Source organism: Bradyrhizobium ontarionense (genome assembly GCF_021088345.1).
Lineage (GTDB): Bacteria > Pseudomonadota > Alphaproteobacteria > Rhizobiales > Xanthobacteraceae > Bradyrhizobium > Bradyrhizobium ontarionense.
Genome location: NZ_CP088156.1, coordinates 4,546,076 through 4,570,721, shown reverse-complemented (window position 1 = coordinate 4,570,721; position 24,646 = coordinate 4,546,076). Strand labels below are relative to the sequence as shown.

The window sequence follows — 24,646 nt, the reverse complement described above, 5'->3', positions numbered from 1 at the left end:
GCTCTTCGAGCTACGGCGGACAGGTCGCCGCGCTCGCAATGACGGAAACGAACACCGTCGAGACCTACTCCGCCCCGATCGTGGTCAGGTCCTGGAACCAGTGCTGGGCCTGGACGAACGTCTTCACCTTTGGCGACAGCGCATGCGGGTTGGTGTCGTGCACCACCCAGACCAGCACGGCGTCATCCACCACCAGCGCGTGCGCCTGCGCGATCAGCTCGTCCTGCTTGGCCGGATCGAAGGTCTGCTTGGCTTCGGAGATCAGCGCATCGACCTTCGGGTTCTTGTAGCCACCCCAGTTGACGCCAACCGGCGCGATCTGGTCGGAGGCGAAGAAGCGGACGATGGCGTAGAGCGGATCTGAGGTGACATAGGCGATGTTGTTGGCGGTGATGCCGGCGTTCATCTCGTCGGCCGCGCCCTTGCGCCAATGCGTGTACAGCGTCTCAAGCTCGACCACCTTGAAGTCGATGTCGATCCCGATCTCTTTGAAGCTCTGCTGCAGGAACTCGTTCATTGGCAGCGACAGCATCTGGCCGGTGCCGCCCTGCGCGATGATGAAGGTCGTCTTCAGCGGCTTGTCCTTGGAGTAGCCGGCTTCCTCGACCAGCTTCTTGGCCGCGGCGAGATCATATTTCAGCTCGAAGGTCGGCTTGCCGAACCACGGGCTCGACGGATCGACCTGGCCTTTGGCCGGCTTGGCGAGGCCGTTCATCAGCCCGACGACCTCGTCGCGATTGATCGCGAGATTGAGCGCCTTGCGCAGGCGGATGTCGGTCCACGGCGAACCCGGCAGCACGCTTAAGTGATAGTTCCAGACATGCGGCGTGATGTTGTCGACGAGCTTCATGCCGGCGGCCTTGAGCTGCGGCACGGCGTCCGGCGCCGGCGTCTCGATCAGGTCGACCTGGCCGGCGAGCAGCGCATTGGTGCGCGTCAGCGCTTCCGGCATCGGCACCAGCACCAGCTTGTCCGTCTTCGGCAGCCGGTCCTTGTTCCAATATTCGGAATTCTTCGTCAGTTCGGCGAGCTCGCGCGGCACCAGCTTCGTCAGCTTGAACGGGCCGGTGCCGGAGGGCTGGCTGGCAAACTTGTCCCAGTCCTTGCCGAGCTTGTCGTATTGCGCCGGGCTCGAAATCAGGAACCACAGCATCTGATAGGGGAAGAAGGAATCGACGGTCTTGGTTGTGATCTCGATCGTGGAATCGTCGATCTTGGCGTAGCTCGCCACCGAGGGAAGGCGCGTCTTGACCTGCGCGCTCTGCCGCTTGTCGAACTGCGGTGCCTTATCGTTGAGCACCTTGTCCAGATTCCAGATCACTGCGTCGGCATTGAAGTCGCTGCCGTCGTGGAACTTGACGCCCTTGCGCAAGGTGAAGCGCCACTTGGTCTTGTCGGCATCGTCGACCTTCCATTCGCTGGCGAGGCCGGGAATGAGCTTGCCCGGCTTGTCGCCGGTGCTCATGTCCCACGCGACCAGCGGATCGTAGATCGTATAGCCGGTAAACTGATAGGCCCCGGCGCCGCGATCCGGCTGTCCGGTCGTCAGCGGGATGTCGGCCATCGAGATGCCGTAGCGTAGGACCGTTTCGGCGCGCGCGGCGACGGTTGAGAGGCCGAGCGCGAGCGCGGTGGCGAGCAAGGACAATCGGGTGCGCATGAAGGTGAAGCTCCGTGAAAATCGGATCAATTCGACGTGCGAAACCTGCAATCCGGGTGCCAAGCCCTGGGCATGATCATTTGAGTACAAACGGTTGTGACCACGGGTCGCAGGGCCGTGATCGGAAGCATTGCTGGCATAGCCGTTGCATAACGCTGCACAGAAATTAGCCAGCTTGATCGGAGATGTGATCGTGTTCTCGCGTATTGCGACCTCAATGAAGGGCCGTGCGGCCCTTGCAGCCGCGTTGATGACGACGGCTTCGCTCGTCATGTTGCCGGGGCGGGCCGGTGCGGAATCCGTGCTGCGCATCGGCATGACCGCGGCGGACATTCCGCGCACGCTCGGCCAGCCCGATCAGGGGTTCGAGGGCAACCGTTTCACCGGCGTGACGATGTACGACTCGCTGACGATGTGGGACCTGTCGTCGGCGGACAAGCCGAGCGTCGTCATTCCCGGCCTCGCCACGGAGTGGAAGGTCGACGACGCCGACAAGACCAAGTGGACGTTCAAGCTGCGTCCCGGCGTCACCTTCCACGACGGCTCGCCGTTCAATGCCGATGCGGTGGTGTGGAACGTCGAGAAGGTGCTGAAGCAGGATGCGCCGCAGTTCGATCCGAGTCAGGTCGGCGTCACCGCCTCGCGCATGCCGACGCTCGCTTCGGCGCGCAAGATCGACGACATGACCGTCGAGCTGACGACGAAGGAGCCGGACAGCTTCCTGCCGATCAACCTCACCAACCTGTTCATGGCGAGCCCGACGAAGTGGCAGAAGCTCTACGAGGCCGCCACCGGCGCCGACGACAAGGCGAAGTCGCAGGCCACCTGGACGGCCTTTGCCAAGGACGCATCCGGCACCGGCCCCTGGAAGATGACGAAATTCACGCCGCGCGAGCGGCTGGAGCTATCGAAGAACGAGGCCTATTGGGACAAGGCGCGGGTGCCGAAGTCCGACAAGATGATCCTGCTGCCGATGCCAGAAGCGAATGCGCGCACTGCGGCGTTGCTGTCCGGGCAGGTCGATTGGGTCGAGGCGCCGGCGCCGGATGCGCTGCCCGAGATCAAGCAGCGCGGCTTCAAGCTCTACGCCAATGAGCAGCCGCATGTCTGGCCCTGGCAGTTCTCGCGCGTGGAAGGCTCGCCCTGGAACGATATCCGCGTCCGCAAGGCCGCGAATCTCTGCGTCGATCGCGAAGGCCTGAAGGATGGTCTGCTCGCCGGCCTGATGGTGCCCGCGACCGGCACCTTCGAGAAGGGCCATCCCTGGCGCGGCAACGTCACCTTCGAGATCAAGTATGACAAGGCCGCCGCGCAGAAGCTGATGCAGGAGGCCGGCTACGGCCCGACCAAGAAGCTCGAGGTGAAGATCCAGACCTCGGCGTCGGGCTCCGGCCAGATGCAGCCGCTGCCGATGAACGAATATCTGCAGCAGGCGCTTGCCGAGTGCTACTTCGACGTCAAGCTCGACGTCATCGAATGGAACACGCTGTTCACCAACTGGCGCCGCGGCGCCAAGGACCCGTCCGCCAACGGTGCCAACGCCACCAATGTGACCTATGCGGCGATGGATCCGTTCTTCGCGCTGGTGCGCTTCCTGCAGTCGTCGATGGCACCGCCGGTGTCCAACAATTGGGGCTACATCAACAACCCGAAGTTCGATGAGCTGGTGAAGAAGGCGCGCCAGACCTTCGACCCGGCCGAGCGCGACAAGGCGCTGGCTGAGCTGCATGCGGCCTCGGTCGACGACGCGGCGTTCCTCTACGTCGCCCACGACGTCGGCCCGCGCGCCATGAGCCCGAAGGTCAAGGGCGTGGTACAGCCGAAGAGCTGGTTCATCGACTTCTCGCCGATTTCGGTGGAGCCGTAGGCCGCGACAATCCGGTGTTCGTCATGGCCGGGCTTGACCCGGCCATCCACGTTTATCCGAGGCGAGAAAGACGTGGATGCCCGGGTCAAGCCCACGGCTGTCCGGTTTAGAATGAGTGGACAAGGCGCATGGCGTGGATTCTTCTGCGGTCTTGAGCATCGCCAAATGTTCGAGACACGCCAGGAAGGTCCCGCCATGCGCCACCACAATACTGTATTTCACGCGCTGCAGAAGCTTGTTCCGTGGAGGGATTTCGACCGGCTTGTGGAAACACATCGGGCGAACAAGCGCGTGCGCCGGCTCAGTACCCAGAACCAGTTTCTCGCTCTGCTTTATGGCCAACTGGCTCGCGCGGAGAGCCTGCGTGCCATTGAAGCGTCCTTCGAGAGCCACGCAGCGCGGCTCTATCACGTTGGCGCAAAGGAGGTTTCGCGTTCCACGCTGGCTGATGCCAATGCTCGGCGGCCCTATGAGGTCTTCACCGGGCTTCTGGCCGAGATGATGAAAAGCTGTGAACGGAAGCTGGCAGGTGAAGTCGCGGATGCGGTCTATCTGATCGATTCGACCAGATTTTCCCTGAACTCGCTCAGTGCCGACTGGGCCAAGTTCAGCCGCGGCATCAACTGCTTCAAGCTGCACATCGTCTATAATCCAGATACCGAGAATCCAACCTCGGCTGAGTTGACCGCGGGAAACGTCAACGACATCACCATGGCGAAGTCTCTTCCGATCCGCCTAGGCGCCACCTACGTCTTCGATCTTGGTTACTATGATTACGGCTGGTGGGCCGAGCTCAACAAGCAAGGGTGTCGTCTCGTTACCCGTCTCAAAGCCAATACCAAGCTCAGAAATGTGACCGAGAACAAGATCCTGAAAGACTCTTCCGTCCTGTCTGACCGTGTCGGCCTCCTGCCTGCGAGGCTCGCAGCGTCCCGAAAGAACCCGTTCCAGGATCCTGTCAGAGAGATCAGGATCTCTACGGAAACCGGAAAAATCCTGCGCATCGTCACCAATGATCTCGATGCATCGGCCGATGAAATCGCCGATCTCTATAAGCGCCGTTGGCAGATCGAGCTGTTCTTTCGCTGGGTCAAACATACGCTGAAGATCCGCCACTTTCTCGGAACCTCCGAGAACGCCATTCGCATCCAGATCGCCGTGGCGCTGATCGCTCATCTGTTGCTGCGCGCGACCCATAAGCTGCAAAACAGCGTCAAGAGCCTGCAGACGTTTACAGGTCTGATCACGCAAAACCTCATGCATCGCAAGCGGATCGATCGACTACTCGATCGGCCCCCGCCAGCCAGGCAAGATGACCGCCAGTTGAGCCTAAGTATATGCTAAAAACTAAACCGGACAGCCGTGGGTCAAGCCCGGGCATGACGGTGGATAGACCTTTGGAAGGTGACTCGTGCTCTCTTACGCTGCCAGGCGGATGGTCTATGCGATCCCGATCATCATCGGCGTCGCGCTCGTCTGCTTCATGCTCGTTCACATCACGCCCGGTGATCCCTTGGTTGCGGTGCTGCCGGCCGACGCGTCGCAGGAGTTGGCGCAGCAGCTGCGTGTGGCCTATGGCTTCGACAAGCCATTGCCGGTGCAGTTCGGGCTGTGGCTGTGGCGCGCGCTCAACGGCGATCTCGGCAATTCGATCGCGACCGGCCGCCCGGTGCTGGCCGAGGTGCTGCGCGCGGTCGCCAACACCGTGACGCTCGCGATCGCCGCCGCCATCATCGGCTTCTCCCTCGGCCTGTTCTTCGGTCTCGTCGCCGGCTATTTCCGCGACACCTGGATCGACAAGGTCGCGACATCGATCGCGATCGCCGGCGTGTCGCTGCCGCATTACTGGCTCGGCATGGTCCTGGTCATCATCTTCTCGGTCGAGCTGAACTGGCTGCCGGCCGTCGGCGCCGGGCCGTCCGGCTCGGGCGCCTGGGCGTGGGACTGGGCCCATATCCGCTTCCTGGTGCTGCCCGCGATCACCACGTCGGTGATTCCGATGGGCATCATCACACGCACGGTGCGGGCGCTGACCGGCGACATCCTGAGCCAGGATTTCGTCGAGGCGCTGCGCGCCAAGGGGCTGCGCGAGACCCATGTGTTCCGCCATGTGCTGAAGAATGCCGCGCCGACCGCGCTTGCCATCATGGGGCTGCAGCTCGGCTACATGCTCGGCGGCTCGATCCTGATCGAGACCGTGTTCTCCTGGCCCGGCTCCGGGCTGTTGTTGAACTCGGCGATCTTCCAGCGCGATCTGCCGCTGCTGCAAGGCACGATCCTGGTGCTGGCGATGTTCTTCGTGATCCTCAATCTCGTGGTCGACATCGCGCAGGCCGCGATCGATCCGCGCATCAAGCGAGGCTAGCGATGAGCGTCAGTTCCTCGAGCACGATGAACGACTCCTCGCTGCGGGCGGCGCCGGCCGCAAACGCGCGCGGCTATTGGGCGACGGTCGGCCGCCGTCTCGTCAGGGACAAGGTCAGCATGGTTTGCGTCGCGATCCTGCTGCTGATTGTCCTGTCGGCTTTGCTCGCGCCCTATCTGCATCTCGCCGATCCCTATCAGGGCTCGATGATCCGCCGCCTGCGCCACATCGGCACGCCGAACTATCCACTCGGCACCGATGAGCTCGGCCGCGACATGCTGGCGCGGCTGATCTATGGCGGACGGCTGTCGCTCCTGATCGGCATCTCGCCGGTGATCCTCGCCTTTAGCATCGGCACCATGCTTGGTCTCGTCGCCGGCTATGTCGGCGGCTGGGTCAACACCGCGATCATGCGCACCATCGACGTGTTCTACGCCTTCCCGTCGGTGCTGCTGGCGATCGCGATCTCCGGCGCGCTCGGCGCCGGCATCACCAATTCCATCGTCTCGCTGACCATCGTGTTCGTGCCGCAGATCACCCGTGTTGCCGAGAGCGTCACGACAGGCGTGCGCAACCGCGATTTCGTCGAGGCCGCGCGCGCCTCCGGGGCCGGAGCGATCACGATCATGCGCGTGCACATGCTCGGCAACGTGCTTGGCTCGATCTTCGTCTATGCGACCGGCCTGATCTCGGTGTCGATGATCCTCGCCGCCGGTCTGTCGTTCCTCGGCCTCGGCACCAAGCCGCCGGAGCCGGAGTGGGGCTTGATGCTGAACACGCTGCGCACCGCGATCTACGTCAATCCCTGGGTGGCCGCGCTGCCCGGCGCGATGATCTTCGCGGTCTCGATCTGCTTCAACCTGCTGAGCGACGGCCTGCGCAGCGCCATGGACATCCGGAGCTGATGGGCATGAGCGGCGCTGACTACAACAGGACTGCATCGGCAGTGCACCGGCTCCCTTGTAGATCGCTTGGAAACGTGGAGCCGTTTGGGGCCTTATGGTTCGAGACGCGCCGAAGAGGCGCTCCTCACCATGAGGGTTTGAGATCGCGCCGCGAAACACGCCCTCAACCTGAGGGTCTCTTGCGCGGCGAGATACTACATCCTCATGGTGAGGAGCGTCGCTCTTGCGACGCGTCTCGAACCATGAGGCCACGGCCGGTAGGCCTGTCACAGGCCAACGTCGATCGCCATGATCCGCGGAGAGAGACCCCTCATCCGTCGCGGACTGCGTCCGCGCCACCTTCTCCCACAAGGGGAGAAGGGAACGCTGCCGCCGCACCGAGTGCATCATCATGAGTGAAGCAACGGCAGTCACCGGACTCGCACCCATCGAGGACCTCGGCGGCAAGGCGCAGCCGTTGCTGCGCGTCGACGGCTTGACAAAACATTTCCCGGTGCGTGGCGGCCTGTTCGGCGCGCGCAAGACGGTGCGGGCGGTCGACGATGTGTCGTTTGCGATCGGCAAGGGCGAGACCGTCGGCATCGTCGGTGAGTCCGGCTGCGGCAAGTCGACGACGGCGCGGCTTTTGATGCATCTGATGGAGCGCGATGCCGGCGAGATCATCTTCGACGGCCGCCAGGTCGGCCACGAGATGTCCCTGCGCGAGCTCAGGCGCGGCATGCAGATGGTGTTCCAGGATTCCTATGCCTCGCTGAATCCGCGGCTGACGATCGAGGAATCGATCGCGTTCGGGCCGAAGGTGCACGGCATGGCCGATGGAGCCTCGCGTGAGCTCGCCCGCGAGCTGCTCGGCAAGGTGGGCTTACGTCCAGAGATCTTCGCCAACCGCTATCCGCACGAGATCTCCGGCGGCCAGCGCCAGCGCGTCAACATCGCCCGTGCGCTCGCTTTGTCGCCACGGCTCGTCATTCTCGACGAGGCGGTGTCGGCGCTCGACAAGTCCGTCGAGGCGCAGGTCCTGAACCTGTTGATGGACCTGAAGCGCGAGTTCGGCCTGACCTATCTGTTCATCAGCCACGACCTCAACGTCATCAACTACATCTCCGACCGCGTGCTGGTGATGTATCTCGGCGAGGTCGTCGAGCTCGGCCCGGTCGAGCAGGTCTGGGCCAAGCCGGCGCATCCCTATACGCGCGCGCTGCTGGCGGCGATGCCGTCGTCCGATCCCGACAAGCGCACCGAGGTGCCGCCGCTCTCCGGCGATCCGCCCAATCCAATCGATCCCCCCTCCGGTTGCCGTTTCCACACCCGCTGTCCGTTTGCGGAGGCGCCTTGCTCGAATGTTGCGCCAAGGTTGACGGAGCTGGATACAATGGGCCATCAGGCCGCCTGCCACATGGCGATCGCCGGATCGGGACACAGCCAGGCGCCGGCCGTCTGACGGCAGACACCAGCAGCGAGAAGCGGAATGACCAGACCCACGCCCCAGCAAGTCAGTGCCATCGCGGAGGCCTCCGGCCTGCCCGTCGACAAGGAGGTCGCGACCCGCATCGCCGAGTCGATCGGACCGGCGTTCGACAACTTCGCGGCCGTCGCCGGCACCCTGCCGTTCGACCTGGAGCCTTCGAGCTACGTCGTGGCGCAGACGCTGAAGGTGGGCCGATGAGCACCGAACCAGCATTGATGACCCTGACCGAGGCCGCACAGGCGATCGCCGACAAGAAGCTGTCCTCGGTCGAGGTGACGCGCTCCTGCCTGCATCGCATCGCGCAATGGCAGCCGAAGCTGAACGCCTTCATGGCGATCGAGTCCGAGCCGGCGCTGAAGGCCGCGAGCGAAGCTGACGCGGAGTTGGCAACGGTCGGCCCAAGGGGACCGCTGCACGGCGTGCCGCTGGCGCACAAGGACATGTACTACGAGGCCGGCCACGTCTCGACCTGCGGCTCGCTGATCCGGCGCGACTTCGTCGCGACGACTACATCGACCGCCCTGCAGCGCTTGAAGGACGCCGGCTCCATCCGGCTCGGCACGCTGCAGATGGCGGAGTTCGCCTATGGTCCGACCGGCCACAACGCCCATTACGGTCCGGTGCACAATCCCTGGAAGCTGGGCTACGTCACCGGCGGCTCGTCGTCCGGCTCGGGCTCGGCGGTCGGCGCACGCCTGACCTTCGCCGCGCTCGGCTCGGACACCGGCGGCTCGATCCGCATGCCCGCGAATTTCTGCGGCGTGACCGGCCTGAAGGTGACGTGGGGCCGCGTCAGCCGCGCCGGCGCGATGCCGCTGTCGCAGTCGCTCGACACGGTCGGGCCGTTGGCGCAGACCGCCGAGGATTGCGCGCTGCTGCTCGGCCTGACGGCCGGTCCCGATCCGGAGGATCCGACCGCCAGTACCTCACCCGTGCAGGACTATGTCGCGGCTACCAAGGCTTCGATCAAGGGTCTGAAGATCGGCGTACCCAAGGCGTTCTACGTCGATGACCTCGATCCCGAGGTGGCGCGCTGCCTCGATGCAACGATCGCGGTGCTCAAGACCGAAGGCGCCGATGTCGTCCAGGTCGAGCTGCCCGACCAGCGCCAGCTCACTGCGGCCTGCCAGCTCGTGCTGGCGGTCGAAGCGGCTGCCTTTCACAAGCGCTGGCTGATCGAACGGCCGCAGGACTATGGTCCGCAGGTGCTGATGCGGCTGCAGAACGCGTTGGCCGTGTCCGGCGTCACCTATCTCGAAGCGCTGCGCTGGCGCGGTGCGGCGCTGGCCGCGCATGTCACGGCGACCTCCGGCGTCGATGCGGTGATCGCGCCGGTTTCGCCGCTGGTGACACCCTCGATTGCCGAGAGCGATGTCGGCGGCGCGCCGGGGGCAGAGGCCGTGATCCAGCGCATCACCCGCTTCACCCGCCCGGTCAACTATCTCGGCCTGCCGTCGCTGGCGATCCCGACCGGCTTCACATCGACGGGCCTGCCGGTCGGCATGCAGCTGATCGGCCGCTCCTTCGATGAGGCCACCATCCTGACCATCGGCGCTGCCTTCCAGCGCGCCACCGACTTCCACGCCCGGGTGCCGACGCTGCCATGAGCAATGTAGTCCCCGCTGTGTCCGCGATGGCGCTCTGCTTCCTCCCGGTAGGGATCGTCAGCGATGTCTGCGCGCGTCAGTGGAAGACCGATAAACCCACAGCACGGCCGGTAGGCTCCCTCTCCCCGTTCTTACGGGGAGAGGGTTGGGGTGAGGGGCAGACGCACGGGAAGTGTTCGCGGTTAGACCTGTACCCCCTCACCCGGATTGCATCTTCGATGCAATCCGACCTCTCCCCGCAAGCGGGGAGAGGTAAGCACTGCGCGCGCCGCGCCGGCGGAGGACTCATGCGAGCTGCGCCTATTGCCTCTCCTACAAAGACCTGGGCATGACCAACCTCGTCGAGATTAAGGACCTCAGCATCCGCTTCACCGGCGAGCGCACCGTGCATGCGGTGAACGATGTCAGCCTGTCGCTCGCCGACGGCGAGGTGCTGGGCCTGCTCGGCGAATCCGGCTCCGGCAAGAGCGTGACCATGCGGGCGCTGATGCGGCTGTTGCCGAAGAAGCGCACGCAGATCTCCGGCAGCGTCGAGGTCATGGGGCGCGACGTGCTGGCGATGAGCGATGACGAGCTGTCGCAGTTTCGCGGCAGCACGGTCTCGATGATCTTCCAGGAGCCGGGGCTCGCGCTCGATCCGGTCTACACCATCGGTCAGCAGATCGCCGAGACCGTGATGCGGCACGAGCGCAAGAGCCAGGCGGAAGGGCGCGCGCGGGCGCTGGAGATGCTCGACATCGTCAGGATTCCCTCGGCCAAGCGCCGGCTCGACTCCTATCCGCACGAGATGTCGGGCGGCATGCGGCAACGGGCGATGATCGCGCTGGCACTGGCCTGCCGGCCCAAGGTGCTGCTCGCCGACGAGCCGACCACCGCGCTCGATGCCACCGTGCAGATCCAGATTCTGCTGTTGCTGCGCGAGCTGCAGCGCGAGTTCGGCATGTCCGTCATCTTCGTCACCCACGACATCGGCGTTGCGATCGAGATCTGCGACCGTGTCGCCGTCATGTATGCCGGTCAGATCGTCGAGCAGGGCGCCTTGCGCGACATCGTGCGGACGCCGGTGCATCCCTACGCAAGGGGATTGCTGGCCTCCACCGTGCACGGCGCGAGGCGCGGCGAGCGGCTGCAGACCATTCCGGGCACGCCGCCCTCGCTCGACCAGGCGCCGCTGAACTGCTCCTTCGCGCCGCGCTGCAGCCTGGCCCAGCCACGCTGCAGCGAGGCCCTGCCGCCGAACGTCGCGCTCGGGCCGCAGCGGCTGGCGCGCTGTATCCTGGCCGAGGCGCCGGCGAGTGTGGCGGCGACGTAACGGTTGGGCCGAAACGTGCTGTTCTCGGGACGAAACTGCGCTTGGTGTGTCGTCGCGTCGCGGCTGCGTCTCTAAGATGCACCGGGCGTATGGACTGATCGTCCATGCCGGGTGAGGACATGCGATGCACGTATCGAACGAAGGTATTCTGGTCATCTTGTTTGTGGGCCTCGTGGCCGGATGGCTCGCGGGCAAGATCGTGCGCGGCACCGGCTTCGGCCTGGTCGGCGACATCGTGATCGGCGTGCTCGGCGCCCTGGTCGCGAGCCTGATCTTCCCGCGGCTCGGCATCCGGATCGGAACCGGCCTCGTGTCGGAAATCGTCTACTCCGCGCTCGGTGCCATCATTCTTCTGCTGGTGGTGCGGCTGGTACGAACCGGCGGACGGCTCTAGGGCTGCGATCCGGTGCGGCTGAACGTTTGCACTGCGCCGCGCGACATACACCGGGCACAATAGCCAATTTACGCTAAAGCGAGCGTCGTTGGACGCTCGTCGCAGGAATCAGTATATTTCGCCTTGTTTGCCGCCAACTTGTCCGTTTGATCGGCGGTAACGTAACTCATTGAACCAATTGAAAGACGGTGGTGATGGCGGCCGCACCTCACGTGAGGCACTCCGAACTCAGCAATGCCTTGCGCGGTTGCCGCAGCGCCTTCATCGGCGTCGGTGTGATGAGCTTCATCATCAACCTGCTGTATCTCACCGGCTCGATCTTCATGCTCGAGGTCTATGACCGCGTGCTGCCGAGCCGCAGCGTGCCGACCCTGATCGGCCTCATCATCATCGCGGCCGGACTGTACGCCGCCCAGGGCGCGCTCGACATGATCCGCAGCCGCATCCTTGGCCGGATCGGGACCGCGCTGGACGAGAGCCTGAACGCGCGGGTGTTCGAGACCGTGGTGAGATTGCCGCTGTCGGTCGGCGGGCGCAACGAGGGCCTGCAGCCGCTGCGCGATCTCGACAACATCAGGAGCTTCCTGGGCAGCCAGGGACCGGGCGCGTTCTTCGACCTGCCATGGCTGCCGCTTTATCTCGCAATCTGCTTCGCGTTCCACGTGCTGCTCGGCGTCACCGCGCTGGCCGGCGCCGTCATCCTGGTGACCCTGACGCTGATCACCGAATTCCTCACCCGGACCCCCGCCAAGGAGGCCATGGGGCTGGCCGCTCGTCGCAACGATGTCGCGACCGCAAGCCGTCGCAACGCCGAGGTGCTGGTCGCGATGGGCATGACCGGACGGATGCTGTCGCGCTGGAGCGAGACCAACGAGAAATATCTCGCCGGCAACCAGCGCGCCAGCGACGTCGCCGGCGGCCTGGGCGCGATCGCCAAGGTGCTGCGGATGATGCTGCAGTCGGCCGTGCTCGCGGTCGGCGCCTATCTCGTCATCCACCAGGAGGCGACCGCCGGCATCATCATTGCCGGCTCCATCCTCAGCGCGCGGGCGCTGGCGCCGGTCGATCTCGCGATCGCGCATTGGAAGAGCTTCGTTGCCGCGCGCCAGAGCTGGCGCCGCCTCAATCAGCTGCTGCAGACCATGCCGGAGCGATCAGCGCCGACCCAGCTGCAGCCGCCGGTCAGCAAGCTCTCGGTCGAAGCCATCTCGATCGTGGCGCCGGGCGACCAGAAGCTGATCGTGCAAGATGTCACCTTCGCGCTGTCGGCGGGCAACGGCCTCGGCGTCATCGGCCCGAGCGCGTCCGGCAAATCCTCGCTGGTGCGCGCGCTGGTCGGCGTCTGGCGTCCGGTGCGCGGCCATGTCCGGCTCGACGGTGCCGCGCTCGACCAGTGGTCGTCGGACGAGCTCGGCCGCCACATCGGCTATCTGCCCCAGGACGTCGAGTTGTTCGCAGGGACCGTGGCGCAGAACATCGGCCGCTTCGATCCGCAGGCCTCCGCCGACGGCGTCATTGCCGCCGCCAAGGAGGCCGGCGTGCACGACATGATCATCAAGATGCGCGAGGGCTACGACACCCAGATCGGCGAGCAGGGCGCGGCGCTCTCGGCGGGGCAGGCGCAGCGCGTCGCGCTGGCGCGCGCGCTCTATGGCAACCCGTTCCTGATCGTGCTCGACGAGCCCAATTCCAATCTCGACACCGAGGGCGACGAGGCGCTGTCGCGCGCGGTGCGCTCGGCGCGGGCGCGCGGCGCGATCGTGGTCGTGGTCGCGCACCGGCCGATCGGCATCGAGGCGGTTGACCAGATCCTGGTGATGAAGGATGGCCGCGCGCAGGCGTTCGGGCCGAAGGACACCGTGCTGGCGCAGGTGCTGCAGCCGCGCCCGCCGGCACCGATCAAGATCGTCTCGGAAGCCGGAGTGACGAAGCCATGAGCAGCCAAATCCCATGAGCAGCCAGGTCATCACCGGTCCGGTTCCCGGCGCGCGCAAGCCGGAGGGCGTGCGGCAGTCGATCCGGCGACACCTCCTGGTCGGCATGGCGGTCGTCGTTGCGGTCGCCGGCGGGCTCGGCGGCTGGTCCGCGACGCAGCAGATCTCCGGCGCACTGATCGCGCCCGGCCAGATCGTCGTCGAATCCAACGTCAAGAAGGTGCAGCACCCGACCGGCGGCGTGGTCGGCGAGCTCAGGGCGCGCGACGGTGATGTCGTCAAGTCCGGCGACATCGTGGTGCGGCTCGACGACACCGTCACCAAGGCGAGCCTCGCCATCGTCACCAAGAATCTCGACGCGCTGCAGGCGCGCGCCGCCCGGCTCGAGGCGGAGCAGCGCGGCTGGGCCAAGATCCTGTTTCCACCGCAGCTGCTGCAGCGCCTGAGCGATCCCGACGTCAACAGCCTGCTCGCCTCGGAGACCAAGCTGTTCGAGGTTCGCGTCAACGGCCGCATCGGGCAGAGGGCCCAGCTGCGCGAGCGCGTCACCCAGCTGAACGAGGAGATCGAGGGCCTCTCGGCGCAGGTCAATGCCAAAGAGCAGGAGATCGCGCTGGTGCAGAAGGAGCTCGATGGCGTGCGGCAGCTCTACGATCAGCACCTGGTGCAGCTGTCGCGGCTGACGACACTGGAGCGCGACGCTGCCCGTCTCAATGGCGAGCGCGCGCAATTCATTGCGGCGCGGGCGCAGGCCAAGGGCAAGATCAGCGAGACCGAGCTGCAGATCATCCAGGTCGACAAGGACATGGTGAGCGAGGTGTCCAAGGATCTGCGCGAGACCACCGACAAGATCGGCGAGTTCGTCGAGCGTAAGGTCACCGCCGAGGATCAGCTGCGCCGGGTCGACATCCGCGCGCCGCAGGACGGCATGGTGCTGCAATCGACCGTCCACACCGTCGGCGGCGTCATCACCGCCGGCGACGCCATCATGCTGATCGTGCCGCAGAGCGACGACCTCCAGGTCGAGGCCAAGGTCAATCCGCAGGACATCGACAAGCTGCAGGTCGGCCAGAAGACGCTGCTGCGGCTATCCGCCTTCAACCAGCGCACGACGCCGGAGCTGAACGGCGTGGTCAGCCGCGTCTCGCCCGACGTCACCACCGACCAGCGCACCGGCCAGAGCTACTACACGATCCGCGTCTCGATGCCGCCGGAGGAGATCGCAAGGCTCAGCGACGCCAAGCTGATCCCGGGCATGCCGGTCGAGGCCTTCGTGCAGACCGGCGACCGCACCGTGCTGTCCTACCTGATGAAGCCGCTGCACGACCAGCTGATGCGTGCGTTCCGGGAGAAGTAGTGCGCGGCCTTAGTCGTCGAGCTTCGCCAGCAGCAATTCCAGGGCGCGTGTCGCGAACAGCTGCATGTTGGCAAAGCGATCGCTGCTGCCGCTCTCCAGCGTGATCACACCGGAAGCCGGGCCCGCGACGGCGAAACAGGCGTGGCCGGCGGCATCGCCGTAGCGGTTGCCGGTCGAGCCGGCGGCGCCGGTTTCCGACAGGCCCCAATCCGTCGCAAAGCGCGTGCGGATCTGCCGGGCCAAGAGCTCCGCATAGGGCTCGGAGGCCGAGCGGATGCCCTTCATCGCCTCGTCCGGGATATCCATCAGGATGCGGCGGGCGTCGCGCGTATAGACCACGGCGCCGCCGAGGAAATAGGCCGAAGCGCCGGGCACCGCGAGCAGCGCCGCCGCGATCAGACCGCCGGCCGAGGACTCCGCAACCGCAATGGTCTCTTTGCGTGCGATCAGGCGCGTTGCGACGCTCTCGGCGACGGCGATCAGGTCGTGCACGGCGTTGTCCTTCAGGCCGTCACCGGCTCGCGCGCCGCAACCGCCTGGCGGCCGCCGCGATAGACAGTGAGCGCCGCGATGATGCCGAGCGCGGCGGCGAACATCAGCCAGTAGCCGGGCGAGGCCTTGTCGCCGGTCTTCTCGATCAGCCACGTCGAGGCGAACGGCGTGAACGTGCCGAACAGCGCCGCGGCGAGTGCGAAGGCCAGCGAGAAGCAGGTGGTGCGGACATGCGCCGGCACGATCTCGACCAGGGCGCCGAGCATGGTGCCGCTGTACATGCCGAAATAGAACGAGAACATCATCTCGACCGCGAGCATCTTGCCGAAGCTCGGCGCCGCCACCAGCCAGCTGAGCGCGGGATAGGCGGTCAGCAGTGCCAGCGCCGCGATCGTGAGCAGCACCGGCTTGCGGCCGTATTTGTCCGACAGCGCGCCGCCGACCGGATTCCAGATGAAGTTGGTGACGGCGACCAGCAGCGTCACCAACAGCGCATCCGCGGTCGACAGCTTCAGCACGGTCTTGCCGAAGGTCGGGGTATAGACGGTGACGAAGTAGAACGTCGTCGTGGTCAGGATCGCGATCATCATGCCGAGCAGCACGATGCGCCAGTTGGCGAGTGCGGAAGCGAACACCTCGCGCGCGGTCGGGTGCTTCTTCATCGCCAGGAAGGCCGGCGTCTCCTCCAGCGTGCGGCGCAGGAAGAAGATCAGCGGAATGATCAGGCAGCCGACGAAGAACGGAATACGCCAGCCCCAGGCCGTCACGGTGGCGGGGTCCATGCTCTCGCTCAGGAGATAGCCGATGATCGAGGCGACGAAGATCGCGACCTGCTGGCTCGAGGACTGGAACGAGGTGTAGAAGCCGCGATTGCCCGGCGTTGCGATCTCCGAGAGATACACCGAGACGCCGCCGAGCTCGACGCCGGCCGAGAAGCCTTGCAGCAGGCGGCCGAGCAGCACGATGACCGGCGCCGCGATGCCGATCGTGGCGTAGGTCGGGCAGAAGGCGATGACGACGGTGCCGGCCGCCATGATCGCGAGCGTCACGATGAGGCCCTGGCGGCGGCCGATCCTGTCGATATAGGCGCCGAGCACGATGGCGCCGACCGGGCGCATCAGCGCGCCCAGCCAGAACACGCCGAACGTGTTCAGCAGCGAGGCGGCCTCGTCGGTCGATGGGAAGAACGCCTTGCCGATTGCGCTCGCATAGAAGCCGAACAGGAAGAAATCGAACTGCTCGAGGAAATTGCCGCTGGTGGCGCGCAGGATCGCGCCGATACGCGATTTGACGTTGGCCGGCTGCTGGGTTGAGGTCGTTGACACGCGAGAAAACTCCTACCGTCGAGTGGCTCGTGCGGAAGACATTCTGCGCCGGCCGCGGGGAAAAGGTGTGGCAATCTGCCACGTGCGGCCGGGCCGGCCAATAGCTTTGCGGTCAAATGCCTAACGCTGAACAGGATTTGGCGACGCGCCATTTTGCTGCGCTGCAGCTTTGAGCCACTGCCGAAAGGCCTTCAGCTTGGGCGGATCGCTGCGCCCCTCCGGCGTCACCAGATAGAAGCCGGCGTCGGTCGGCAGCGCCATCTTGAACGGCACGACGAGCCGGCCCTTGGCGATGTCGTCCTGGACGTAGGACGTGCGGCCCACCGCGACGCCGAGCCCGTCGATCGCGGCCTGGACGGTCATGAACACCATGTCGAAGCTCAGGCTGGCCTGTTTGGAAATCTCCACGGGCAGCCCCGCCGCCGTCAGCCATAGCCGCCAGTCGTCGTCATAGCCGCTGCTCGCCTGCAGCAGCGTGTGATGGGCGAGGTCTTCCGGACAGCGCAGCGGTCTGCCGCCCTGCAGCAGCGCCGGGCTGCACACTGGAAACAGCTCATCGGCCATCAGCCATTCCGCGCGCACGCCCGGCCAGTGGCCGCGGCCATAGCGGATCGCGGCGTCGACGTCGTCCTTGCGGAAATCGACCAGCCCCATCGAGGTCGTGATGCGCACGTCGATGCCGGGATGGGCTTCCTGGAACGCGGTCAGCCGCGGCAGCAGCCATTTGGCGGCAAGCGAGGCGATGGTGGAGACCGTCAGCACCTTGCCATTGTCCTTGCGGACCAGCCGCTCGGTCGCCAGCCTGAGATCGTCGAACGCGGCCCGCACCAGCGGCAGGTAATCGCGGGCCTGCGGCGTCAGCGCCAAGCTGCGATTCTGCCGCACGAACAGACGGATGCCGAGCTCGTCCTCCAGCCGCTTGATCTGATGGCTGATCGCGGTCTGCGTCACGTTCAGCTCGGACGCGGCCTGGGTGAAGCTCAGATGCCGCGCAGCGGCCTCGAACGCCCGCAATCCGTTCAGCGAGGGCAGCCGTGCCGCCATCGAAGGTCTCCCCAGTCCATGACGTTATTTCATCCGAAACGGTATTAAATGTCGTTTGCGGATGAAGGCGGCCCCATCAATATTGCAGTCTCAAGATAATTTCAGGAGGCTTCGATGTCTACGTGCGTCTCCTCGTCGATGACGAATCATCATGATCATGGCTTCTGGTCGGGCGTTGCCGAGCTGATCGCTGCATGGCGCTTCCGCTACCGGACGCGACACGAGCTCGCGCTCTGGTCGGAGCGCGACCTGCACGATCTCGGCCTGTCCCGCAGCGATATCGCGGCCGAAATCGACAAGCCGTTCTGGCGGGCCTGATTGAGCCGCCGCGCCGGCGCCGCTCCTCGGAGGGCGCCAGCGCACCCCTTTGTTGGAGCACGTCATGCCGACGCCCGGTGTCGCCGACCTCGTTGTCACGTCTGATATCATTCACACCCGGCGCGGCGACGAGCTGAGGCTGCGCTTCCTCACCCCGGCGGATGCGGAGGCGCTGCAGGCGTATGTGCGCGGGCTCAGCTCCCGCTCGCGCACCAAGCGTTTTCTCGGTGCGCTGAGCGAGCTGCCCAGATCCGTGCTCGAGGATTTCGTCGCGCTCGGCCGCAACGACCGCTTCAGCCTGATCGCGACCATGGCGGGCGACGGCGGCGAGATCATCGTGGCCGAAGCGCGCTACGCGCTCGATCGGGACAGCGGGCGCGTGGAGTTCGGGCTCTCGGTGCAGGACCGCTGGCACGGCCATGGCATCGGGCCGGCCTTGCTGCACAATCTCGAATGCCGCGCGCTCGCGCTCGGCGGCGCCACTCTCGTCGGCGATACTCTGCGCTCCAACGACGTGATGATTGCCCTGGCGCGCAAGGCAGGCTTCACCCTGCAGCCGCATGCCGACGATTGGACGCTGGTGCGGTTCGAGAAGGCGCTGACCGGCCCGGTCGCGCAATCGCCAGGCGCTGGCCTGCAACTGATCGATTGTCAGCCGCGCATCGCGGACCATGCATGAGATGACGGCCGTCATGCCCCGCGCATGCGGGGCATCCAGTACGCCGCGGCCTCTCGGTGTCGTGCGCTGCCAGCTGCGGATACTGGATCGCCCGGTCAAGCCGGGCGATGACAGCCGTTGCGGAGCGGGCATGTTTCCGCGTCATTGCGAGCGAAGCGAAGCAATCCAGGGCCGAGCAAGGACTCTGGATTGCTTCGCTTCGCTCGCAATGACGAAAATCGAATTGATGCTACGCGGCGCTCAGAACGTTTCGACCCACGGCCGCAGCTCGACTTCCCAGCTCCAGGCGCTGCGCGGTTGCTGCAGCACGCTCCAATAGCTGGCGGCGATCGCGTCGGGATCGAGCATCGAACCCGGACGGTCGGCCGGCTCCTGGCGGGCGGCGCTGCGGATAGCTCCATCAATGACGAAATGCGCGACATGAATACCCTGCGGCGACAGCTCGCGCGCCATGCTCTGGGCGAGGCCGCGCAGCGCGAACTTGCCCATCGCGAACGGCGCCGACTGCGCATAACCCTTCACGCTGGCCGACGCGCCGGTGAACAGGATGGCGCCGTTCCTGTTCGGCAGCATGCGCTGCGCCGCCTGCTGCGCCACCAGGAAGCCGCCGAACGCACTGACCGCGATCGACTGCTGCACGTCGGCCGGCACGAGATCGACCAGCGGCCCGCGCGCCCGCGCGCTGGCATTGTAGACCACGAGATCGGGCGTGCCGATCTCGCGCTCGACCAGGCCGAACAGCCGCTCGACCTCTTCCGGATCGGTGGCGTCGCAGGGGTAGGCGCGCGCGCCGGTCTCGTTGCAGAGCGCGCCGAGCTTCTCGACCTTGCGCGCGGCCAGCGCCACGCGAATCTTCTCGCGGGCGAACAGCCGCGTCAGCGAGGCGGAGACGCCTTCGCCGGCGCCGACGATCAGGGCGATCTTGTAGGCAGGGATGTCCATGAGCTTGTCCTTGCAAAGCGTCCGCAGGCTCAAGCTAATGCAGCCGAGACCAACTTCCTATGGTGCATCCCGGATTTTTGACGATGCCTCGAGTCGCGGCTGCAGCCCGGCGAGGCAGCCGATCTGATCCAGCACCAGATCGAGCCGGCTTCGGTCATGCAGGAAGGCGTATTTGCCGCGCAGCAGTGCCAGCGACCTCGCGTGATATTTCTGTGGCTCCTGAGTCCAGACGGCGTCGCCCAGCGTGACGCTGAACGTGTCCCGATGCTCGGCCAGCGCCTTCTCGTTGGCGAGCGTCCAGGGCATGAACAGCGCCCCGACCTGACGGCTCAGGATCGGCATCAGGGTCAGCGACAGCTCGGACCACAGCTCGAACTCGCCTTCCACGCGCGGCCATAGCATGCGCTGGATCCAGGCCAGAACGTGCGGTGCGCTGCCCTCGATCAGGGCGCCCGCGGTGGGGTCGGTCCAGAGTTCGTAGAACTGGCCCCACAGGCCGAAATCGCCATAGGCCGGCCGTCCGCCGAACAGATAGGGCCGTGTCGCGAGATGCCGCTCCAGCAGGCCGAGCATCTCGATGAAGCCCTCCTCGATCTGCGGCGCGTTGGTCTCGTTCGATCCGACGTACCAGAGCCGCTCGACCATGCGGGCGCGCACCTTCTCCACGACGGCGGCAAACTCGGCCTCGCTCGCCTTCGGTGCACGGATGCGCGCGATGCGTCCCGCCGACGCGCGCTGATCGAGATCGCGGGCCCAGCGGTAGTGGAACATCCACTTGTTGCCCCACTCGTCGCCGAACTCCTCGATCAGGGCCGAGATGAAGCTCGTCAGCACGTCGCCCGGATGGATCGACGGCTGCGGATGTTCGTGCTCCAGGGCGTCGATGATCGGCGTCGAGTCCTGCAATGGCGCGTCGTCGGGAGTCACCACCAGCGGGATGATGGGGAGGTTGGCGTGGCGTGCATACTCCGCTTCGCTTTCCGCATTGCGCAATATCCAGTGATGCGGAAGGCCCTTGTAACGCAGATACGAGCGCACCTTCACCGAATAGGGCGACATCTCCGCCCCGAAGATGCGATAAACCTCCGTCGGCTGATTGGCCATGGATCTGCTCCCTCGCGTGTTCGAGCGTGGTGCGTGGTGTATCCGATCAGGTGCAACCTGTCGAAGAGTCCCTGAAGAGACTGACAGGCGGAAACGAACGAGGGCTTAAAGACAATGGATCCGCTCCTGAAGCGCGACGTGATGACGGGAGGTGTCCGGCCGGCGCTGCTGGCGCCCGATACCACTGGACTCAATTTCTATCGCGCCGATCCGGCGTTGACGGACCTCCTGCGCATCCATCTGCCGGACGCGTTGTTTCGCCATATCGCGCCGCATCTCGACCGGCTCGGCGAGCTTGCCGGCTCCTATCTCGACGAATGCGCCCGGCTCGCCGACCGCCATGGACCGGTGCTGCATCAGCGCGATCGCTTCGGCCGCGACGTGCAATGGATCGAATATCATCCGGCCTATCGCGAGCTGGAACGTGCCGCCTTCGGTGAGTTCGGCATCCATGCGATGTCGATCCGCAAAGGCATCCTCGGCTGGCCCGACAAATATCCTGTCGCGGCCAAGCACGCCTTCACCTTCCTGTTCAATCAGGCGGAGTTCGGCTTGGGCTGTCCAATCAACGTCACCGACGGCTGCGCCAAGCTATTGGCGCGCTTCGGCAGCGACGCACTCAAGGCCCGCTATCTCGACGGCCTGACCCAGACCGACATGGCAAAGCTGACCCAGGGTGGTCAGTTCATGACCGAGAAGGAAGGCGGCTCCGACGTCGGCACCTTGACGACGGTGGCGGTGCAGGAGGGCGACCGCTGGCGCCTGCATGGCGAGAAGTGGTTCTGCTCCAACGCCGACGCCAAGGTGGTGATGCTGCTGGCGCGGCCTGAAGGCGCCGAAAGCGGCACGCGCGGCGTCGGCCTGTTCCTGATGCCGCGTTTCCTCGACGACGGAACTCAGAACCACTATCGGATCGTGCGCCTGAAGGACAAGCTCGGCACCCGCTCGATGGCCTCGGGCGAGATCAAGCTCGAAGGCGCGATCGCCTATGCGGTCGGCCGGCTCGATCGCGGCTTCGTGCAGATGGCCGAGATGGTAAATTCGTCGCGGCTCTCCAACGGCGTCAAGTCGACCGCGCTGATGCGGCGTGCCTGGCACGATGCGATCACGGTCGCGACCAATCGCGTCGTGTTCGGCAAACGCATCGTCGATCTGCCGCTCGGGCGCCGCCAGCTGATGAAGATCCTGTTGCCGACTGAACAAGCGCTGTCGATGAGCTTCGTCACGGCAGATGCGCTCGACCGCGCGGAAGGCGGCAGCCAGGAGGCGGCGGCGCTGTTGCGCATCCTGACGCCGACCTTGAAGTTCCGTGCCACGCGCGACGCCCGCAAGGTCTGCGGCGATGCCTTGGAGATGCGCGGCGGCATCGGCTATGTCGAGGAGTTCGCGACCGCGCGCCTGCTGCGCGACGCCCATCTCGGCTCGATCTGGGAGGGCACCGGCAACATCGTCGCGCTCGATGCGCTCAAGCGCGCGGTCGGCCGTCACGGCGCGGAGTCCGCACTATTAGCCGATCTGCATGCGCGGCTCGATGACAGCGCCGATGTGCCGCAGGCGTGGCGTGATCAGCTGCGTCGGCTGGTCGATCGCGCCGTCGGCTTTGCGCGGGAAGTCGCCGGGCACGCCGACAACGAGGCCGAGGCGCGCCGCGCGACCAGCCTGCTGTACCATGTCGCCAGCGCCGTCTCGCTGACGTGGGAGAGCGCGCGGATCCAAGACATGCGCGGCGACGCGCGCCGGCTGCTGCTCGCAAAGCTCGTGGTCGCACATCGGCTGACGCCGTCCGATCCGTTCCGGCTCGTCGAAAATAAGACGGATGATGCGATTACGACGCTGCTGCTCGGCGAGCGCTCTGCCAGCATGGACGAGGTTGGCGAACTGCTGTCAGCGGCGTAGGCTTGCAGTCAAATTGCGACGAACGACATCTGATGTCGTCCGATGCGCGGTGATTGCGAGCTGTCTCCACGGCGTCGGTGCCCCCTCTCCCACTCAGGCAATCGCTTCGCGATTGCCGCGAGGGAGAGGGGGCACCGAGTTCGTCGCCACAATCCAAGTTACAACAAACAACATAAGGGAGAACGCGAATGAAAGCCGCCGTGCTGATGGAGGTCAACAAGCCGCTCATCATCGAGGACGTCAGCGTGCCGAAGCCGGGCCCGCGCGAGGTGCTGATCCGCACCGCGGTCGCCGGTCTCTGCCATTCCGATCTGCACTTCATCGAAGGCCTCTATCCGCATCCGCTGCCCGCCGTGCTCGGCCATGAGTCCGCCGGAATCGTCGAGCAGGTCGGTTCCGACGTCACCTATGTGAAGCCAGGCGATCACGTCGTCACGTGTTTGTCAGTGTTCTGCGGCACCTGCGACAATTGCACCACGGGACGACCGGTGCTGTGCACCGACACCACCGTGAAGATGCCGCCCGGCGCCTCCAACCGGCTGTCATGGGGGCGGCCAGAGAAGCTGCATCAGTTCCTCAATCTGTTGTCCTTTGCCGAGCAGATGCTGGTGCACGAGAACGCGATCGTGAAGATCCGCCAGGACATGCCGCTCGATCTCGCCGCGCTGATCGGCTGCGGCGTCATCACCGGCTATGGGGCCGTCGTGAACACGGCGCGGGTCACGGCCGGTGAGACCGTCGCCGTGATCGGCTGCGGTGGCGTCGGCATGGCCGCGATCAACGGCGCCGAGATCGCGGGTGCGGGCCGCATCATCGCCATCGACACCAACCCGGCCAAGCTGCAACTCGCGACGAAACTCGGCGCGACCGACATCATCAATCCGACCGAGGGCGACGTCGTGGCCCAGGTGCGCGAGCTGACCAAGGGCGGCGTGCATCACGCCTTCGAGGTGCTCGGGCGCAAGGAGACCGCAGAGCAGGCCTTTGCGATGCTGGCGCCGGGCGGCACTGCGACCATCGTCGGCATGATCCCGTTCGGCCAGAAGATCGAGCTGCACGGCTTCGACTTCCTGCGCGAGCGCCGCATCCAGGGCTCGTCGATGGGCTCCAATCATTTCCGCGTCGACATGCCCCGCCTCGTCGAGTTCTACCTGCGCGGCAAGCTGCACCTGGAGGACTGGATCTCGGCCAAGCTGAAGCTGTCCGAGGTCAACGAGGGCTTTGCCAACATGAAGGCCGGCAAGACGCTGCGCAGCGTGATCGTGTTCGATACGTGAGGGGCGTGCACGATCTTGCGCGCCATACACCGCTGTCGTCCCGGCGAACGCCGGGACCCATAGCCACCGGCCGCAATGAGACGATGATTGATAGTTGTGCTTCCCCGATAGACTCCGCGGTATGGGTCCCGGCGTTCGCCGGGACGACGATGGTGGGCGGCGACGCAGCGGTGCCTCAACGCGTCATTGCGAGCGAAGCGACGCCTACGCCTTTCGAGCTTCGGCGGACACGTCGGCGCAAGGGCGCCTCGCAACGACGGTGGAGTGCGGGGACGTGGCGTGCCCGGCAATCGAGTCGCCCGACGGGCAATCGTAAGCAGCTTCGCGAGCTTCGCAGCACCTCGAAAGGTTCGGTCGGCGGCTGCGGCAATCGGTGAAATTCGCCAGTGCGATCAGGCTGATTTGTCCTGTCCAGTCCTACGGCGCAAAATATTCTTATTGCTGTTTTTCAGAAATAATGATTTTGTATCGCCAGCCCGCCTCCTGCTGAGGGGCGTACGCGTCGTCACGATACGCGAGGTGGGCTGCGGTGGCCGCGACCGGATGCGCCTGACGAGCGCAGGCGGCACGGACCTGAAGTGGCAGCGTCCTGACACCCCGATGCTGGTGTCACGTTCACGACGGCGCTCGAGGCGTCGCGCGGATCATGGTGGCCAACAAGCCCGGCGCACCAGGGAGACTGTCTATAAGGGTGAAGCCC

At 65.4% G+C, this 24,646-nt stretch carries 21 protein-coding genes; 15 read left to right on the top strand and 6 right to left on the bottom strand.

Going from position 1 to position 24,646, the window contains the following annotated elements; genetic code table 11:
• Nucleotides 1–64 precede the first annotated feature (64 nt).
• On the bottom strand, nt 65–1,660 hold the full coding sequence (locus LQG66_RS20280) for an ABC transporter substrate-binding protein (RefSeq protein WP_231317453.1): 1,596 nt from the start codon (nt 1,658–1,660) through the stop codon (nt 65–67).
• A 217-nt stretch (nt 1,661–1,877) separates the two neighbouring features.
• On the opposite strand from LQG66_RS20280, the gene LQG66_RS20275 reads away from it, so the two are divergent.
• The 11 genes from LQG66_RS20275 to LQG66_RS20225 all read left to right on the top strand — a co-directional run bounded on the left by LQG66_RS20275 (nt 1,878) and on the right by LQG66_RS20225 (nt 14,869).
• A complete protein-coding gene (locus LQG66_RS20275; RefSeq protein ID WP_425601345.1) occupies nt 1,878–3,527 on the top strand; it encodes an ABC transporter substrate-binding protein in 1,650 nt (549 codons plus the stop codon).
• Between the two features lie 195 nt (nt 3,528–3,722).
• On the top strand, nt 3,723–4,871 hold the full coding sequence (locus LQG66_RS20270) for an IS4 family transposase (RefSeq protein ID WP_231327867.1): 1,149 nt from the start codon (nt 3,723–3,725) through the stop codon (nt 4,869–4,871).
• Nucleotides 4,872–4,938: 67 nt separating this feature from the next.
• Nucleotides 4,939–5,892: an ABC transporter permease gene (locus tag LQG66_RS20265; RefSeq protein ID WP_231317452.1), complete on the top strand. Its 954-nt coding sequence runs from the start codon at nt 4,939–4,941 to the stop codon at nt 5,890–5,892.
• A 2-nt stretch (nt 5,893–5,894) separates the two neighbouring features.
• The gene (locus LQG66_RS20260) at nt 5,895–6,797 is read left to right on the top strand and encodes an ABC transporter permease (RefSeq protein WP_231317451.1); all 903 of its coding nucleotides are present in this window, start codon (nt 5,895–5,897) and stop codon (nt 6,795–6,797) included.
• 391 nt (nt 6,798–7,188) lie between these two features.
• Nucleotides 7,189–8,238, top strand: coding sequence for an ABC transporter ATP-binding protein (locus tag LQG66_RS20255; RefSeq protein ID WP_231317450.1), 1,050 nt, complete (start codon nt 7,189–7,191; stop codon nt 8,236–8,238).
• 27 nt (nt 8,239–8,265) lie between these two features.
• The gene (locus LQG66_RS20250; RefSeq protein ID WP_231317449.1) at nt 8,266–8,463 is read left to right on the top strand and encodes a hypothetical protein; all 198 of its coding nucleotides are present in this window, start codon (nt 8,266–8,268) and stop codon (nt 8,461–8,463) included.
• Nucleotides 8,460–9,872, top strand: coding sequence for an amidase (locus LQG66_RS20245; RefSeq protein WP_231317448.1), 1,413 nt, complete (start codon nt 8,460–8,462; stop codon nt 9,870–9,872). The genes LQG66_RS20250 and LQG66_RS20245 overlap by 4 nt, the downstream gene beginning before the upstream one ends.
• 328 nt (nt 9,873–10,200) lie before the next feature.
• On the top strand, nt 10,201–11,184 hold the full coding sequence (locus LQG66_RS20240; protein ID WP_231317447.1) for an ABC transporter ATP-binding protein: 984 nt from the start codon (nt 10,201–10,203) through the stop codon (nt 11,182–11,184).
• A gap of 124 nt (nt 11,185–11,308) precedes the next feature.
• On the top strand, nt 11,309–11,578 hold the full coding sequence (locus LQG66_RS20235; protein ID WP_015669760.1) for a GlsB/YeaQ/YmgE family stress response membrane protein: 270 nt from the start codon (nt 11,309–11,311) through the stop codon (nt 11,576–11,578).
• A gap of 194 nt (nt 11,579–11,772) precedes the next feature.
• Nucleotides 11,773–13,515, top strand: coding sequence for a type I secretion system permease/ATPase (locus LQG66_RS20230; RefSeq protein WP_231317446.1), 1,743 nt, complete (start codon nt 11,773–11,775; stop codon nt 13,513–13,515).
• A gap of 13 nt (nt 13,516–13,528) precedes the next feature.
• Complete coding sequence (locus LQG66_RS20225) at nt 13,529–14,869, top strand: HlyD family type I secretion periplasmic adaptor subunit (RefSeq protein WP_231317445.1); 1,341 nt, start codon at nt 13,529–13,531, stop codon at nt 14,867–14,869.
• Nucleotides 14,870–14,878: 9 nt separating this feature from the next.
• Here the strand turns inward: LQG66_RS20225 and LQG66_RS20220 are convergent, their stop codons facing one another.
• From LQG66_RS20220 to LQG66_RS20210, 3 genes are all read right to left on the bottom strand, one after another.
• Nucleotides 14,879–15,361, bottom strand: coding sequence for a CinA family protein (locus LQG66_RS20220; protein ID WP_231317444.1), 483 nt, complete (start codon nt 15,359–15,361; stop codon nt 14,879–14,881).
• Between the two features lie 11 nt (nt 15,362–15,372).
• Nucleotides 15,373–16,686 carry an MFS transporter gene (gene tcuC, locus LQG66_RS20215; protein WP_231317443.1) on the bottom strand — a complete coding sequence of 438 codons (1,314 nt, stop codon included), beginning with the start codon at nt 16,684–16,686 and terminating at the stop codon, nt 15,373–15,375.
• Between the two features lie 120 nt (nt 16,687–16,806).
• Nucleotides 16,807–17,730 carry a transcriptional regulator GcvA gene (locus LQG66_RS20210; RefSeq protein ID WP_231317442.1) on the bottom strand — a complete coding sequence of 308 codons (924 nt, stop codon included), beginning with the start codon at nt 17,728–17,730 and terminating at the stop codon, nt 16,807–16,809.
• Nucleotides 17,731–17,844: 114 nt separating this feature from the next.
• Between LQG66_RS20210 and LQG66_RS20205 the strand changes: the two genes are divergently transcribed.
• A complete protein-coding gene (locus LQG66_RS20205; protein ID WP_231317441.1) occupies nt 17,845–18,048 on the top strand; it encodes a DUF1127 domain-containing protein in 204 nt (67 codons plus the stop codon).
• 64 nt (nt 18,049–18,112) lie between these two features.
• Nucleotides 18,113–18,727, top strand: a complete 615-nt coding sequence (locus LQG66_RS20200) for a GNAT family N-acetyltransferase (protein WP_231317440.1) — start codon at nt 18,113–18,115, stop codon at nt 18,725–18,727.
• Between the two features lie 240 nt (nt 18,728–18,967).
• Here the strand turns inward: LQG66_RS20200 and LQG66_RS20195 are convergent, their stop codons facing one another.
• Nucleotides 18,968–19,669 (bottom strand): SDR family NAD(P)-dependent oxidoreductase, encoded by a 702-nt coding sequence (locus LQG66_RS20195; protein ID WP_231317439.1) that lies wholly within the window; start codon nt 19,667–19,669, stop codon nt 18,968–18,970.
• Between the two features lie 57 nt (nt 19,670–19,726).
• Nucleotides 19,727–20,773, bottom strand: a complete 1,047-nt coding sequence (locus LQG66_RS20190; RefSeq protein ID WP_231317438.1) for a glutathione S-transferase family protein — start codon at nt 20,771–20,773, stop codon at nt 19,727–19,729.
• 114 nt (nt 20,774–20,887) lie between these two features.
• On the opposite strand from LQG66_RS20190, the gene LQG66_RS20185 reads away from it, so the two are divergent.
• A complete protein-coding gene (locus LQG66_RS20185; RefSeq protein ID WP_231317437.1) occupies nt 20,888–22,669 on the top strand; it encodes an acyl-CoA dehydrogenase family protein in 1,782 nt (593 codons plus the stop codon).
• A gap of 188 nt (nt 22,670–22,857) precedes the next feature.
• The gene (locus tag LQG66_RS20180; protein WP_231317436.1) at nt 22,858–23,946 is read left to right on the top strand and encodes a Zn-dependent alcohol dehydrogenase; all 1,089 of its coding nucleotides are present in this window, start codon (nt 22,858–22,860) and stop codon (nt 23,944–23,946) included.
• Nucleotides 23,947–24,646 lie beyond the last annotated feature (700 nt).

What these genes read in the sequence shown, in the direction of transcription:
- LQG66_RS20190 (WP_231317438.1), bottom strand. Translation starts at nt 20,773, where the DNA reads ATGGCCAATCAGCCGACGGAGGTTTATCGCATCTTCGGGGCGGAGATG.
- LQG66_RS20245 (WP_231317448.1), top strand. Translation starts at nt 8,460, where the DNA reads ATGAGCACCGAACCAGCATTGATGACCCTGACCGAGGCCGCACAGGCG.
- LQG66_RS20275 (WP_425601345.1), top strand. Translation starts at nt 1,878, where the DNA reads ATGAAGGGCCGTGCGGCCCTTGCAGCCGCGTTGATGACGACGGCTTCG.
- LQG66_RS20200 (WP_231317440.1), top strand. Translation starts at nt 18,113, where the DNA reads ATGCCGACGCCCGGTGTCGCCGACCTCGTTGTCACGTCTGATATCATT.
- LQG66_RS20185 (WP_231317437.1), top strand. Translation starts at nt 20,888, where the DNA reads ATGGATCCGCTCCTGAAGCGCGACGTGATGACGGGAGGTGTCCGGCCG.
- LQG66_RS20210 (WP_231317442.1), bottom strand. Translation starts at nt 17,730, where the DNA reads ATGGCGGCACGGCTGCCCTCGCTGAACGGATTGCGGGCGTTCGAGGCC.
- LQG66_RS20205 (WP_231317441.1), top strand. Translation starts at nt 17,845, where the DNA reads ATGTCTACGTGCGTCTCCTCGTCGATGACGAATCATCATGATCATGGC.
- LQG66_RS20250 (WP_231317449.1), top strand. Translation starts at nt 8,266, where the DNA reads ATGACCAGACCCACGCCCCAGCAAGTCAGTGCCATCGCGGAGGCCTCC.
- LQG66_RS20260 (WP_231317451.1), top strand. Translation starts at nt 5,895, where the DNA reads ATGAGCGTCAGTTCCTCGAGCACGATGAACGACTCCTCGCTGCGGGCG.
- LQG66_RS20270 (WP_231327867.1), top strand. Translation starts at nt 3,723, where the DNA reads ATGCGCCACCACAATACTGTATTTCACGCGCTGCAGAAGCTTGTTCCG.
- LQG66_RS20180 (WP_231317436.1), top strand. Translation starts at nt 22,858, where the DNA reads ATGAAAGCCGCCGTGCTGATGGAGGTCAACAAGCCGCTCATCATCGAG.
- LQG66_RS20225 (WP_231317445.1), top strand. Translation starts at nt 13,529, where the DNA reads ATGAGCAGCCAGGTCATCACCGGTCCGGTTCCCGGCGCGCGCAAGCCG.
- LQG66_RS20240 (WP_231317447.1), top strand. Translation starts at nt 10,201, where the DNA reads ATGACCAACCTCGTCGAGATTAAGGACCTCAGCATCCGCTTCACCGGC.
- LQG66_RS20255 (WP_231317450.1), top strand. Translation starts at nt 7,189, where the DNA reads ATGAGTGAAGCAACGGCAGTCACCGGACTCGCACCCATCGAGGACCTC.
- LQG66_RS20230 (WP_231317446.1), top strand. Translation starts at nt 11,773, where the DNA reads ATGGCGGCCGCACCTCACGTGAGGCACTCCGAACTCAGCAATGCCTTG.
- LQG66_RS20195 (WP_231317439.1), bottom strand. Translation starts at nt 19,669, where the DNA reads ATGGACATCCCTGCCTACAAGATCGCCCTGATCGTCGGCGCCGGCGAA.
- LQG66_RS20280 (WP_231317453.1), bottom strand. Translation starts at nt 1,660, where the DNA reads ATGCGCACCCGATTGTCCTTGCTCGCCACCGCGCTCGCGCTCGGCCTC.
- LQG66_RS20235 (WP_015669760.1), top strand. Translation starts at nt 11,309, where the DNA reads ATGCACGTATCGAACGAAGGTATTCTGGTCATCTTGTTTGTGGGCCTC.